Annotated in this window: 9 protein-coding genes and 3 pseudogenes; 4 read left to right on the top strand and 8 right to left on the bottom strand. The window is 61.1% G+C overall.

The annotated features are described in order from the left end of the window. The first annotated feature begins 215 nt into the window (after nt 1-215). The 3 genes from JW364_RS23205 (at nt 216) to istB (ending at nt 2,663) form a co-directional block, all read left to right on the top strand. Entirely contained in the window at nt 216-470 is a 255-nt protein-coding gene (locus JW364_RS23205) for an IS3 family transposase (RefSeq protein ID WP_040527186.1), read from the top strand. A gap of 123 nt (nt 471-593) precedes the next feature. Next, the gene (gene istA, locus JW364_RS23200; protein ID WP_189340157.1) at nt 594-1,892 is read left to right on the top strand and encodes an IS21 family transposase; all 1,299 of its coding nucleotides are present in this window, start codon (nt 594-596) and stop codon (nt 1,890-1,892) included. 6 nt (nt 1,893-1,898) lie between these two features. Then, nucleotides 1,899-2,663, top strand: coding sequence for an IS21-like element helper ATPase IstB (gene istB, locus JW364_RS23195; protein ID WP_068972656.1), 765 nt, complete (start codon nt 1,899-1,901; stop codon nt 2,661-2,663). Nucleotides 2,664-2,719: 56 nt separating this feature from the next. Here istB and JW364_RS23190 read toward each other — a convergent pair. From JW364_RS23190 to JW364_RS23155, 8 genes and pseudogenes are all read right to left on the bottom strand, one after another. Further along, nucleotides 2,720-3,226, bottom strand: a pseudogene (locus JW364_RS23190) (transposase); the annotation flags it as partial. 243 nt (nt 3,227-3,469) lie between these two features. After that, entirely contained in the window at nt 3,470-6,511 is a 3,042-nt protein-coding gene (locus JW364_RS23185) for an RND family transporter (protein ID WP_068972655.1), read from the bottom strand. An 86-nt stretch (nt 6,512-6,597) separates the two neighbouring features. Beyond that, a complete protein-coding gene (locus JW364_RS23180) occupies nt 6,598-7,224 on the bottom strand; it encodes a TetR/AcrR family transcriptional regulator (protein WP_004021759.1) in 627 nt (208 codons plus the stop codon). Between the two features lie 300 nt (nt 7,225-7,524). Then, nucleotides 7,525-8,277 (bottom strand): TetR/AcrR family transcriptional regulator, encoded by a 753-nt coding sequence (locus tag JW364_RS23175; protein ID WP_004021760.1) that lies wholly within the window; start codon nt 8,275-8,277, stop codon nt 7,525-7,527. An 85-nt stretch (nt 8,278-8,362) separates the two neighbouring features. Then, nucleotides 8,363-9,268: an alpha/beta fold hydrolase gene (locus tag JW364_RS23170; protein WP_004021761.1), complete on the bottom strand. Its 906-nt coding sequence runs from the start codon at nt 9,266-9,268 to the stop codon at nt 8,363-8,365. Continuing rightward, nucleotides 9,258-10,331: a ferredoxin--NADP reductase gene (locus tag JW364_RS23165; RefSeq protein WP_004021762.1), complete on the bottom strand. Its 1,074-nt coding sequence runs from the start codon at nt 10,329-10,331 to the stop codon at nt 9,258-9,260. The genes JW364_RS23170 and JW364_RS23165 overlap by 11 nt, the downstream gene beginning before the upstream one ends. Beyond that, nucleotides 10,328-11,197 carry an SDR family oxidoreductase gene (locus JW364_RS23160; RefSeq protein WP_004021763.1) on the bottom strand — a complete coding sequence of 290 codons (870 nt, stop codon included), beginning with the start codon at nt 11,195-11,197 and terminating at the stop codon, nt 10,328-10,330. Before JW364_RS23160 ends, JW364_RS23165 begins: the two co-directional genes overlap by 4 nt. A gap of 47 nt (nt 11,198-11,244) precedes the next feature. Further along, nucleotides 11,245-12,573: pseudogene (locus JW364_RS23155) on the bottom strand (flavin-containing monooxygenase); the annotation flags it as partial. Between JW364_RS23155 and JW364_RS23150 the strand changes: the two are divergent. Further along, nucleotides 12,572-14,275 (top strand): annotated as a pseudogene (locus JW364_RS23150) (MMPL family transporter); the annotation flags it as partial. The pseudogenes JW364_RS23155 and JW364_RS23150 sit on opposite strands and share 2 nt — an antisense overlap. Between the last annotated feature and the right edge of the window lie 126 nt (nt 14,276-14,401).

The raw sequence follows: 14,401 nt of genomic DNA, 5'->3' as shown, positions 1-14,401 counted from the left end.
CATCGCCTACACCCTCAACAACCGTCCTAGAAAAGTCCTTGGATGGAAAACTCCCGCCGAAGTCTTTGGCGAACAACTACACTCGCTACAACAACCCAGTGTTGCATCGACCGATTGAACGCGCCCAATACCGAGCCATCCGCTACACCGAACGACTGGCCGAAGCCGAAGCGGTGACATCTGTTGGCTCCAAAGGGGATTCATACGACAACGCGATGGCTGAGGCGTTCAACTCGCTGTTCAAAGCCGAATGCATCCGTAACCCCGTGATGCGCCCGCGAGGCGGCTGGGCAGGTGTGGGCGAGGTCGAGATCGCCGTCGCTGAGTACGTCGAATGGTTCAACCACCGCCGCCTGCACGGCGAGATCGGACACGTCCCACCCGTCGAGTACGAGAGCGCCTACTGGTCGACCCACACCGTCACCAGCTACCGTGAGAACCCGGTCCCCGCAAACGCTGGAACCAACTAACCGAGCCTCCAGCAAACCCGGGGCGATTCAGTCTTTCGATACCGACGCACCGTATGTTGACGACGCCTGAAAACTGACCCCCTGACGACGGGTGAATTTTGACCCCCCCGTCTTGTTAGGAGGGTGATTTCAGTGGAGCAATGGGCAGAGATCCGCCGTTTGCATCGCAGTGAGGGTGTGCCGATCAGGGAGATCGCGCGCCGGTTGGGGGTGGCCCGCAACACCGTTCGTGCGGCGTTGGCTTCGGATACCGCGCCGAAGTACTCGCGGCCGGCGACGGGCTCGGCGGTCGACGCGTTCGAACCGCAGATCCGGGCGTTGCTGCGGGAGTATCCGACGATGCCGGCGACGGTGATCGCCGAGCGGGTTGGGTGGACGAGGTCGTTGACGGTCCTCAAAGACCGGGTCCGGGCTATTCGTCCAGAGTTTCGTGGGGTAGATCCAGCCGATCGGGTGATCTATCAGCCCGGCGGCTGTTCACAGTGGGATTTGTGGTTTCCGGACTACCGAATCCCTCTGAGCCACAATCAGTTCGCCATGCTACTGGTGTTGGTGATGACGTTGGCGTTCTCCCGGTACCGGTCGGCGGTGATGATCCCGTCTCGCCAGGGCGGAGACATCCTGACGGGAATGTGGCTGCTGCTGTCGCAACTGGGCGGGGTGACCCGCAAACTGGTGTGGGACCGCGAAGCCGCGATCGGCCCCAAGGGCACACCCACCGCGTTGGCGGCCGGCTTCGTGGGCACGTTGGGTACGCGGCTGGAGCTGGCGCCACCGCGAGACCCCGAGTACAAGGGCATGGTCGAACGCAACAACCGGTTCTTCGAGAGCTCGTTCCTGCCGGGCCGCCAGTTCAGCTCACCGGCCGATTTCACCGCCCAGTTCGATCGGTGGCTGGCCGATCATGCCAACACCCGAGTGGTGCGCGCGATCGGTGATCGACGCCCGTGTGACGTGTTCGCCGAGGACCTCGAGCAGATGACCGGCCTACCTCCGACCGCACCGCATATCGGCTTGAGTAGCCGGGTGCGACTCGGTCGCGACTACTACGTACGTGTAGCCGGCAATGACTATTCGGTGCACCCGTCGGTGATCGGTCGGTTCGTCGACATCACTGCCGACCTGCAGCAGGTGCGCATCCTCTGCGGCGAGGTCACCGTCGCCGACCACGCGCGCAGCTGGGCCAACCACGTCACCATCGCCGACCCTCAGCACGTGCGAGCAGCCAAAGAACTGCGCCGCGATTACCGCCGCCAAGACCTCGCCAACCGGGCCCGAAACGCCGCCCGCATCCGCGCCCACCCTGATGGCCACGAGGTGCCGATCCGGGCGTTACCGGACTACGACGAGCTGTTCGGGGTGAACTTTGCCACCCCGCCCCAAGCTCACCCGCCCACCACATCCACCAGCATTGAAAGGTGAAAGACTGTGTCCGACAATCAAACAGGTAAACGGATCGAGTTCGCGGCGCGGGCGTTGAAGATGCCAGCGATCCGCCGATGCTGGGCGGAATTGGCCGAGCGGGCCCGCACCGACAACTGGACCCACGAGCAGTACCTCGCAGCGATTCTTGACCGCCAGGTCAGCGAACGCGAAGCCAACGGCACCATGCTGCGGATCAGCGGCGCGCGCTTCCCTGCGGTCAAAACACTCGAGGACTTCAACTTCGACCACCTTCCAGGACTGCGTCGTGATGTGATCGCCCACCTGGCCACCAGCACCTGGATCGCCAAGAGCGACAACGTGATCCTTCTCGGACCACCCGGGGTGGGAAAAACCCACCTCGCGATCGCGCTCGGGATCAAAGCCGCACACAACGCCTACCCCGTGCTCTTCGACACCGCCACCGGATGGGCCACCCGCCTGACCGAGGCACACACCACCGGCCGCCTGGCCGCCGAACTCAAACGGCTCCGCCGCTACCGACTGATCATCATCGACGAGATCGGCTACCTCCCATTCGACTCCGACACCGCCAACCTGTTCTTCCAACTCATTGCCAGTCGCTACGAACAAGGCTCGATTCTGATCACCTCGAACATGCCATTCGGCCGTTGGGGCGAAGTCTTCGCCGACGACGTCGTCGCCGCCGCACTCATCGACCGCCTCGTCCATCACGCCGAGGTCATCGCTATCGACGGCGACTCCTACCGCACCAAAGCCCGACGAGAACTCGTCAACACCGACCAGTAACCACACCAAAGGGGGTCAAAATTCAACCGTCGATAAGGGGTCAGTTTTCAGCCGCCGTTGACACCGTAGACATCGGCGAAATGCGCTGAGATCTCGCCGGTTGTGAGGCCTTTGGCATACAGCGACAGCACTACCCGATCCACATCGGTGACGCGACGTTTGCTCTTACCGACAATTACCGGGTCGAAGGTGGCGTTGCGGTCGCGGGGCACCTCGATGGGCACCTGCCCGCACGCGTCGGTCAGGACCCGTTTCGTGCGCGTGCCGTTGCGTGAATTGCCGGTGTTGCGGCCGGCCACGTCATGTTTGTCATAGCCAAGATGTTCGGTCATCTCTTCATCGAGCGCGGCTTCGAGCACGCTCTTGGTCAGCGCTTTGAGCAGCCCGTCAGGACCGGTCAGAGCCACTCCCTGAGCGCGTGAGCTACGTACCAGATCGCTCACCAAAGCCTGCTCGGCCTTCGAGAGCTCACGCACCGCATCCGCGGTGGTGACATCGTGTTCCTGACCGGTCTGAACCGGCCCTGCCACCGGGGCATCCACGCCCCCGATTGTGTCGGTCATCGTCGTGATTCCTCCTGCCCCACGCCGGGGGCGATCAAAACCACTTACACCGAATCAGCGACAGTCCCCAACGCCGCGACGGGCCCTCCTGCGAGTTCTACCAGCGTCAACGACGCGAGGGGCGCTCGCACGTGGGTCGGGTGTGGTGCCGCGGCCGACCGTCGAGCGGGTGTCAGTCGATGAGGTGGGCGCGATGGCTGGATGACTGGCGGGGCCGGTCAGATCTCGGCACGTGCGTGCGTACTAGCGGGACGCTGGATGCGTGTCGGTTCGGGTACTCGGCCACCAGCTTGCTCTGCCGACAAGTGTGGCGATGGTCGGCACGACGATGGTGCGGACGATGAAGGTGTCGAGCAGCAGGCCGATGCCGATGATGAGTCCGACCTGGGTCATGATCGAGATGGATCCGGCCATGAGTCCGAACATGCTGGCAGCGAAGATGAGGCCGGCCGAGGTGATGACTGATCCGGTGTTGGTGACGGTTCTCAGGACGCCGATGCGGATGTTGTTTTGGGATTCTTCGCGTAGGCGAGAGATGAGAAGCATGTTGTAGTCGGCGCCGACCGCGACGAGGACTATGAAGGCCAGTAGTGGTACGGGCCAGGCGATGTCGGTTTTGAGGATGTGTTGAAAGATCAGGACGCCGATACCCAGTGCCGCGGTGTAGTTGAGTATGACGGTGCCCAGAAGGTATAGCGGCGCGATGAGTGCTCGGAGTAGGAGTATCAGGATCAGGCCGACGATGGTGAGGGTGGCCAACGCTAGGAGTCGGAAGTCTTCGGTGAGTAGACGTTGCAGATCGGCGTTGATGGCGGGGAACCCGGCTGTCGCGATGTTGGAGTCCTGCAGGGTTGTGTTCGGTCTGGCGGCGAGTGCGACATCGGTGATTGTGTCGGCCAGTTGCATGGCCTCGGTGCTGTAGGGGTCGAAGCTGGTTTGTATTGCGTAGCGCACGGTATGGCCGTCGGGCGAGACGAACTGGCGAGCGACGTCGACGAAACGGCGGTCTGCGTTGGCCTGAGGTGGGAGGTAGAAGCCGGTTGCTGAGTTTGTTCCGGCGGTCTCGCGGGCGGAGGTTTGTAGTTGTGTGGCTAGCGCGGCCATCCCGGCGAGTTGTTGAAGGTTGCTGTCGATCAGCGCGGATACACCGGCGGCGAGTTGGCGTGATCCCGCCGCGAGTTGACTGATACCTGTTTGCAGTTGGGTGAGCTTGCCGGGAAGGTCTTGGCTGCTGATGCTTCCCAGCGTGGAGCCCAGTGAGTTGACGGTGGAAGTGAGTTGGTCGGTGACTGTTGAGATCGGTGTATCCAGCTGCGCGAGTTGTGTTGACAGCGTGGCGATCTGGTCGAGGGTCCCGTTGCTCAGTAGGGCGTCGAGATTGCGGGTCTGCGCGCGCAGAGCTGCGCACTGCGGGACTTGGGTGCACCAGGGCGCATTATCGAGGATGGGCAGGATCGAGGTCACTGTTGCCAGGGCTGCAGATGTTTGGCGGGTGAGCGCGGCCAGCTGTGGGGCATTCTGAGAAGCGCGATCGAGCGCTGGTGCAGATGCGGCGAGTTGGCGTAGTAGTGGCTGGTACTGCTGAATTTGCTGCCCGGCTGTGCTTGCCTGATCGAGGATGCCGGCCAGGGGGGCCAAGTTGGTGCGTACCTGGGTGTCGAGCTGAGTAAGCCCGTCGGCGAGTTGGAATGCGCCTGTACGGAGCTGTTCGAGGTCACCGCGGCGGTTCTGGCCATCGTCGACCGCACCCGCCAGCCGGTTCCCGATCTGGCCGTTCTGCCAGGACAGCTCGGCTTGCTCGAGCTTGTCCCCGGTGGGACGGGTAACGCCGATGACTCGAGTCACTCCGGGGATCTGGGATACACGTGAGGCCATTTGCTCAAGATCGGCCAGCCCGCTGGCAGTACGGAGATCGATCGGTGCATCTACGACGAGGAACTCGGTGATAGTGACGTCTTGAGGGAAATGACGGTCGAGCAACGCGTAGCCTTCGTTGCTGTCGGTTGTCGCGGGTTGCCCCTCACGATCGTCGAAGGTGATCTGGATGCCCGTCGCGAAGACGCTAAGCACGATTAGCCCGACCAGGGTTAGTGCCAGCAGCGGCACAGGACGCCGCACGACGAGCACGGCGACGCGATTCCAGTACTTTCGGGTCAGATCTCGCCTGGGTGCGCCCCAGCCGAATCGTGCCGCCCACAGCAACACCGGTGGTAGCAGGGTGACCGTGGCGAGGAATCCGATGAGGATGGCGATCGCGCATGCCGGACCCAAGGTGGAGAACACGCTCAGCTGACCAAAGACCATCGCCAAAAAGGCCAGCGCCACCGTGGCAGCTGAAGCCAGGATGACCCGTCCGATAGTTGCTGTCGCGTCCACGAGCGCAACCTCGGTGGTGGCGTCCTGGCGTAGCCGTTCGTGATAGCGACTGATGAAGAAGACTGAGTAGTCGACCCCGGCTCCGAGCAGGATGACGGTCATGAACGCGACGGTGAACTGCGATACCGGCATACCGAGTTCGCCGAGTGCGGACAAGATGCCACGGCCCACGCCGAGGCTGACACCGATCACCAACAACGGCACCAGCGCGGTGAACAGCGATCGGTAAACGATCAACAGAATGATCGCGATAAGCGCCACCGTCGCCAGAGTGATCACGACTAAATCGCTTTCAGCACTGACGATCTGGTCACTGAAAGTGGCTGTCGGCCCGGTGACATGGACAGTGGTGCCCGTACCGTCAAACACGCGCTGCGCGGTTTGGCGCACGGTCTCCACAGCATGCGTGGCCGTTGGCCCTCCCAATGTTCCGGTGACCCCGACAGGCAGGTACCAGGCTTGCCCGTCCTCACTCAAGGCTTGGCCGGCCGTCGTCGGATCGGAAAGCAAATCCCGCACTGACTGCACATCGTCGAAATTTTTGCGCAGCTGCAGAACGAGCATGTCGTAGCGTTCCCGCGCCACGTCGGTGAACCCGTTCGGGTTCTCCATGGTCACGAAAACAGTGGTCTTGGCGCCCTTCTCACCGAACGCACCACCCATCTGATCGAGTGCTTGAAACGATGGAACCCCAGCAGGGATCGGATCAACAGACTGCTGCCGCACCACCGTCTCCAGCTGGGGAAACAGAATCGCCAAGACGATACCCACAGCCACCCACGCCCCGATGACGAGGAATCTGTGCGCCAAGGTGAACCGTGCCAACCGCCCCAATGTCGTGCTGTACTCGCTGCGTTCCGCCAACCGGCGCGCCGCCAAGCGCCCACCACTTGGACGTTGGACCACCATATGCAGCACCTCACCCTCGACCCAGCCCGTCTACGAAACCGACGGTATCGTTACGGTACTAGCAGTACCGTAGATGGGGAAGGAGGTCAGGAGGTTTGGTGTCGCCGGTGGGCCATGAGGAAATCGTCGACAAGCTGTTCGAGATCGCCAACGGTCATCGACCGAATGCCCGTGAGCTTGGCAAAGATCAGCGGGCCCGCGAGCTGGGTGACAGCCATGGTCAAATCGAAGTTGTCGAGCTCAGCCGTGGCCACGTCACTCGTCAAAACTCGATCGAATGGTTCTCGATACTGCTCGACGACTCGACGACGCAGTGGCGCGAGCGCGTTCTGATCCCCGTCGGATTGCCCGGATTGCCGGGGCTGCTCGGGAAGCATTGCCAACCATGCCAGCGTCGTCAACTGCAGCGGTGCATGCTCAATAAGCTCAGCCTGCCGCTGCATCAGCTTCAGCAGGTCATCACGGATCGACGTCGTCGTCTCGGGGGTCTCGGCCTGAGGCAACAATCGCTCGAAGGCAGCCGCCACCAGATCTGTGGAGCTCTCGAAGTGACGATACAAGGTGGTGCGAGCAACACGAGACAGTCGAGTGACCGCCTCCACGGTAACGGCTTCGACCCCGCCACTGTTCAGCAAGGTCACCGCAGCATCCAACAAACGCTGACGCGACCGAACCCGCCTCGGGTCAACATCGTCGAAATCGATGGTTTCCACCCTGGCCACTCCCTACGAAACCAAATCAAGAACCTCTGACTGCACACCAATACCGTCGGTAACAGAACGAAACTGCCAGTGGCGGTACCGATGGAAGGCTCGAGGGGGGCCTTATGAGTGCCGCCACGACTGTGGCACTGTCGTCAACAGTACCGTCTGTAGCGCTCCGCTACTAAGATGAGCGGCGACCAAGGATGATCCCCCATGACAGCCAGCAGTCAGGATTGTGAAATGCGCTCCGTTTGTGTGAGCAGTTCTGCCGCGTGCGTGACACAGGGCGGACCACCCGTACGAAGGGGATCAGACGGCGTCGAGGCGAGTGGCGAATCCAGGGTCGCCTAAGGGCCTGTCCCTATGGAATCGAACGCCTACTGTGGCTGCAGCGCCGTCTATGATCCCCCACGAGGTCTGGCACAGGTGCGCGGCAAACATGTCCCTGCTCATTCCATTCTGCCGACCGTGATCGATCCACCACTGGGTCGCTGATAGGCCAGCCCCCAGAATGGAGGCTACTGCTACGGCGACGGGGGACTCCTCGGCATCGACCTCTCGGAGGCCACGAGCGAACTCGTCGGAAATAATCTCCATTGCCGATCTCAGCTGATCTGCGGCCCCACCCTCGCCGGACTCAGAGTACTGGAACATGTGGTTCGTCATGAGGAAACGGACGACCGCTGGATGTTCATCAACCAAGGATACGTATGCGGACACCGCTGAACGGAAAAGTTCGTCGACGGTGCTGTCTGCCTGTCCGGAGAGCAGAGTTGACTGCGCTGACTCCCACATCATAGAACCCAGACGGGCTGCCACGGCGGAGTAGAGCCCAGCCCTGTCACCGAAATGGCGGTAGAGCTTAGGCTTCGACGCACCAGCCTCTTCCGCAAAATCGTCCATGCTCACGGCATCGCCGAACTTTTCGATCGCGCGTATCGCTGCATCGACGAGTTCAGCTTTGACGACGGCGCGGTGGTCGTCCCAGCGCGTGCTTCGAGCGTCGCGCACACGTCGCTGCACTTTCACCGGGGCCGCGGAGATGCGACGGACTACAGACATGACCTCCTACGTTATCAGGATGGCTGACTTGTCGCGCCAGTGACGCACTAGCCAGTGAACATGGGTTGGGTCGACGAGACCCGCGTCAGGCGGATTTGTCTAATCTGGCCACGGCTGAATTGAAGTCTTCGACGGCCTCTAGGTTGGACATGTGACCGACTTTGTCAAGAAGAGTGAATTCAAATAGAACGCCCTTCCGACCCAGGCGCGCTGCGAGATCCACTGAATGGGTCGCTGGGGTCAGTCTGTCGGCATCACCTACGATGACCGTCGCCGGCACCTCCAGCGAGTCAACCCCCTTACTGACGTCGATTGTCGCCAACACTGAACCCCACATCCCGCGCACCTGTGGTGGGCATCGCAACACGATGTCGGCGCACTCGTCGACTACCTCGGCAGTCGCGCCCGGGCCCAGGGTTCCGTAACGAATCAGGCGGCGAGACAAACGCGTCCCCTGCATCTCGGGTCCGGCGACTGCAAGACTGGCCGCGAAGGCCCGCTCAAGTCTCGGTCGTAGCTGTCGGGGAACCTTGAGCAATGTAGACCGATCCACCAACTGTGATGGCCCGGTGCTTGCCAGTACTACTCCGCGGGCCAGCTCCGAAACCGAGGCGGGGTACTCAGCCGCCCAACTCATGATGGACATGCCTCCCATGCTGTGTCCGACCACGACAGCCTTGTCGGCGGGAGTCGCCACTGCCCGGACTACGGCCTCCATATCATCGGCCAAGAGCTTCGCCGAGAACGGTACCCGGCCCCGGTCGCTCAACCCGTGTCCGCGTTGGTCGTAGACCACCACCCGATGCGTCGCCGCGAACTGCTCGACCTGCGGACGCCAGAAACGTCCCTGACAAGCCCAGCCGTGACTAAAGACTAGGAGCGGAGCATCCCGGCCCGGACCGAATTCCTGAGCGAACAACTTGGTCCCGTCGGAGGAAAGGACCTCGAGGTCACGCGATCCTCGCGACGCACTCGCAAACTCAGAGGTCATCGAAGCTCACCGTGACAGAATCCGTCAGCGGAAGTGCCTGGCATGCGAGCCGTTCACCGTCGGCAACATCACCCTCAACGAGGATGTGGTTCTGGGCCATTTCTACATCACCCTCGACCAGCTTGCATACACACGCGCTGCAGGCTCCTTCTCGGCAGGAGTACGGGGCATTGTGGCCTTGGGCCAGTAGCACGTCGAGCAACGGCGTGTTGCGCGGCCACTCAGTCGTGATGGACTGCCCATTCAGATAGACCGTAGCGGTCGCCACACCGTCGTCGTCACCAAGCTGACGCATCGTGGCTGTATCGAACGGATCCCCGGTCAGTGACTGGAAGACTTCTCGATGTACCGAGGAGTGCTCGACACCGCAGGCCTCCGCCGACTTCTGCACCAGATCCATGAACGGCGCCGGACCACAGGTGAAGATCTGTGCACCGCGGTGCTCACGTATGGCGGACTCGACATTCTGAGGCGTCGGAATACCCATAGCCGACTCCAACCAATGGAAGACGGTGAAACGCTCAGGAAACTCGGAGACGATCTGCGTCAGTTGCCCCCCGTACATGATCGACTCGGCATCGCGGTTCGCGTAGAATAGTGTGACCTCGCCCCCGCCGCACACAAGTGCCGACTTAATCAGCGAAAAGACCGGAGTGATCCCACTTCCTCCTGCGAAGAATAGAAAATCAACGTCGAGATTCTTCGCCGTGAAATGCCCTGACGGCGGGAGGACGGTCAATTCCATTCCCGTAATCGCGTTATCGCACAGCCAGTTCGATGCGTAACCGTTCTCGGTCCGCTTGATGCCGATCTCGAGACGGAAGTCGTCGACGTGAGGCGAGCTGCTCAATGAGTAGCACCGTGCGACATGACCGGTCCGATCAGATGGGATCTTGACGGTGATGAATTGCCCTGGGGTATGCTTGAATTCCTCGACCATGGCGTCGGGGATTTCGAACGAAATGGTAACGGAGTCTTTCGTTTCCTGGATCACTTCCGAGACGGTTAAGGTGCGTGAGCGGGCCGCCGCGGCAGCCGGACGTGAATCGGGTTCGACGGTCACTTGAGGATCCCCTGTCTACGTGCGACCGCGTAACCCGCTCGTGTCAGTGGCGCCGCGATGTCCTGGTAGCGGGGACCGATCACCCGTGCCACGAAGTCGAAACCGCGGGCGTCCGCACCGATCAGCACTCGCGCTCTCTTCTTGTCCATACCTTTGAGGATTGTCGCCGCTGCTTTATCCGGGGTGCTTCGTGCGATCCTGTCGAACAGCGAGGCGACAGTCGCGGTGTCTGCCCCCATGGCGGAAACGCCTCGGGCATTGTTGACGATGTTGGTTTTTACACCCCCCGGGTGCACACATGTCACTGTGACCGGGTATCGACTGATTTTCATCTCCTGTCGGAGCGCCTCGGTGAAGCCTCTGACGCCGAATTTCGCGGCATTATAGGCGCTTTGGCTGGGGATTCCGATCAAGCCGAAGACGCTCGACGTGTTAATGAGATGTCCGTCCCCGGACGCGATCAGGTGAGGCAGAAACGCCTTCGACCCGTTAACGACTCCGCCAAAGTTGATGCCCATGAGCCAGTCGAAGTCTTCCCAGCTCATGTCGACCACGTCGACGCCCAAGGCCACGCCGGCGTTGTTGAACACCATGTCGACGTGGCCCGACTCTGACCGCACTCCGTCGGCATAGTCCTGAAAAGCAGCGCGGTCCGCAACGTCTAGTACGGCGGCGGTTACCGTTGCCCCATGCGTGGTGCGGCAAAGTTCTGCAGTCTCCTTCAAGTGCATCTCATCAATGTCGGACAGTGCCAGTGCGGCACCTCGCTCCGCCAACTGGAGTGCCAGAGACCGACCGATCCCTGACGCGGCACCGGTGATCACTGCCACCTTGCCGGTATAGTCATGCCGATTAGAACTGCTCACCGTCGTCCCACCATCTCTTCGAATCGTGTCTCTCCGTGCGTTCGGGCTCAGGCGATGTCGTACTCGGCGGGCTCGAAATCTTTCGTGGCGCGCCAGTACTGCCATGTGAAGCCCGGCCACACGGTCCGGTTGACGCCCTGCGAGTCGAGATACCAACTCGTGCAGCCGCCGTTGGTCCACACTCCCTTGGCCAGCTTCCGCTGGATGTCGGTGTTGAACTGTTCTTGCACGGACGGGCGTACGTCAACCTTCTCAGCGCCTCGGCTTTCTACTGTGTCGATGGCCTTCATGATGTATTTGATCTGTTGCTCGATCATGAACACCACTGAGTTGTGGCCGAGGCCCGTGTTGGGTCCGAGGAGGAAAAACAGGTTGGGAAAACCCTCGGTCGTGATGCCCAGGTGCGTGTTAATCCCCGTCTGATGCCAGTGGGACGGGAGATCCTCGCCAGTGGCACCTTTCAGGGCGAGCTGATCGAAACCATCAGTCACGTGAAAACCGGTCGCATAAATTATAACGTCCACGAGATGCTCGACACCGTCTGAAGAAATGATGGAATCAGCGGTCACCTTCTCAATCCGATCGCTGATGACAGTGGTGTTAGGTGCCGCAAGCGCCGGGTAATAGTCGTTTGACCCCAGAATCCGCTTACAGCCGATACGATACGACGGGGTCAGTTTCTTGCGCAATGCCGGATCAGAGATGGAGCGTTCAATGTTCCACCGAGCGACCTTTTCAATTGGCCGCATGAGGTTAGAGTGACCGTTGAGGCCGAAGGCCAGGCTCTCCGCACCCCAGTACACCGACCACCTGGCGATACGACGTGCAATCGGGAGTTTACCCAGAAGAGTCCGCAGGGCCGGCGGAACGGAGAAATTCTTGCGGGGTAGGACCCAGGCAGGGGTTCGCTGGAAGACCTTGAGGGACATGGCCTCCTTCTGCACGAAAGGTACAAACTGGATAGCGCTGGCACCAGTGCCGATCACGGCGACACGCTTGCCCTCCAGATCCACCGAATGATCCCACTGTGCGGAGTGAAACGCTTCGCCTTTAAAGTCCTCAATCCCCGAAATTTCGGGAAAATTGGGGATATGCAGCGCACCGACTCCTGACACCACGAACTGAGCAATGTACTCACGTCCGGACTCAGTACGCAGGTGCCACCGCGACTCCGACTCGCTCCAGTATCCAGAAACCAACTTCTGACCGAAATGAATCTTTTGTGTCACGCCACGCTTATCCGCGACATCCTGTAGATACCGCTCAATTTCTGGCTGTGACGACCACACCTTCGACCAGCTACCTCGACTCTCGAATGAGTACGAGTACATCAGCGACGGAACGTCACATGCACAGCCCGGATAGGTATTGTCGCGAGCCTGGTATCTGCCCGTGGGAGTGGCCGGCACACTCGGGGGACCCGATACCGCGGAGGCGGTCGCAGCGGTGCGTGAGATCGCTGAGAGTATCTTTCGTGACAGTGGGACGACAGTCCGTGTGACAGGCCCGCCCGCGACCTTTAGCGACCAACTCGCCGTGGGCGAGTCGGATCTGGTCCTGATCACTGTTGCCACCGTGCTGCTGATCGCCGTGATCCTCCTGATCGTCTATCGTTCGGTCTTCACCGCGCTGATGCCGCTGCTTGTCGTGGGCATGAGCTTGGCTGTGGGTCGCGGAGTTCTATCTGGACTGGGCGAGCTGGGCATGCCGGTATCCCAGTTCACGTCAATGTTCATGACCGTCATCATCTTTGGTGCCGGAGTTGACTATTCGGTGTTCCTCATCAGCCGCTATCATGAAGGTATTCGAGCGGGTTACTCTCCTGATGTCGCTATCGCCCACGCGAATGCAACTATCGGCCGCGTGGTTCTAGCGTCGGCGGGCACTGTGGCCCTAGCGTTCCTGGCTATGGCCTTCGCCAAGCTCAGTGTGTTTAACACTTTGGGTCCGGCCTGCGCAATCGCCATAGCTTTCGCATTCTTGGCGACGGTGACATTGCTGCCCCTCGTACTCTCTTTCGCTGCCAAGAAAGGCGCCGGCCTTCCCCGCCGTGACCTGACGCGGGATTACTGGAGAAGAGTCGGAGTCATGGTTATCCGGCGGCCGGTCCCTCTGCTCGCGATCAGTGTGGTCGTGTTGATCGGCCTCGCCATGGTCGCCGCAACAATTCAGATCACCTACGACGATCGCGAGGGGCAGCCACCTGACACAGGGAGCAACGAAGGATACGCGCTTCTCAACCGCCACTTCCCGAAAGACATCATCATCTCAGAATTCTTGGTGGTGGAGTCCGAGAACGACATGCGCACGGCTCAAGGCCTTGCCGACCTCGACCAGCTAGCCTCCCGCGTCGCGCAGATTCCCGGCGTGACCAGGGTCATTGGCGTGACGCGGCCGACCGGTGAGAAGCTAGAGCAGGCGCAATTATCTTGGCAGAATGATCAGATCGGTACCAAGATCACCGAGGAGACCGGTGATGGACAGGCCCGCAAGGGTGATCTGGCCGTCCTGAAGACGGGGTCAGAGCAGCTCGCCGGAGGCCTGGCACTGTTAGAAGACCAGATATCCTCCAACCTCGCTCCGCTGTCGGGGTTGCTCGACGAGGTGTCGTCATTTGGCCCGCAGCTCGACGAGTATCGGCCGCTTGTGAACCAACTGGCGAACGCTGCCCCAAGGCTTAGACAGTTTTCCAAGCAAGCGCCCGAGCTGTCTCAACTCGCACGTCGGGCCCAGTCTGCGGCAGATGCGGTCGCGCCGGCGTTGTCCGCGTTAGACAATCCGTGGTGCCAGCAGATCGCGCAGTGCTCGGCACTGCGCGCGCAAATGGCCGACATCCGGGCACTCGCGGATGATCAGTCGCTTGGGAGGGTGGCTGACTTTGCCGCGCAGCTCGGCCGCGTGAGTGCGCCAGGCTCGACCAACATTGCACAGCTGCAGCGTTCTCTTCAAACGCTGGATTCTGCACTACAAGCCATCGGCGGACAGGACCTCGGGAACAGGCTCTCGCAACTCGAATCCGGCGTCGGCGCACTTGCCGACGGCGCGCGTCAGTTGTCGAACGGAGTCGGTGCTCTGGTTGTCAACGGCCAGTTTGATGTCCCCGCTGGTGGCCAGGTGAAAGTCCCCACCCTGTGCGGGATGTTCTAGGTGGGTGGCACCTCCGTTCGGTGTGTCATGCGGTAGGAGTCGCCGTCGGTGATGACG

This window comes from Gordonia sp. BP-119 (assembly GCF_016924115.1).
Classification (GTDB): Bacteria; Actinomycetota; Actinomycetes; order Mycobacteriales; family Mycobacteriaceae; genus Gordonia; species Gordonia hongkongensis.
This window is presented reverse-complemented; position numbering and strand designations above follow the sequence as displayed.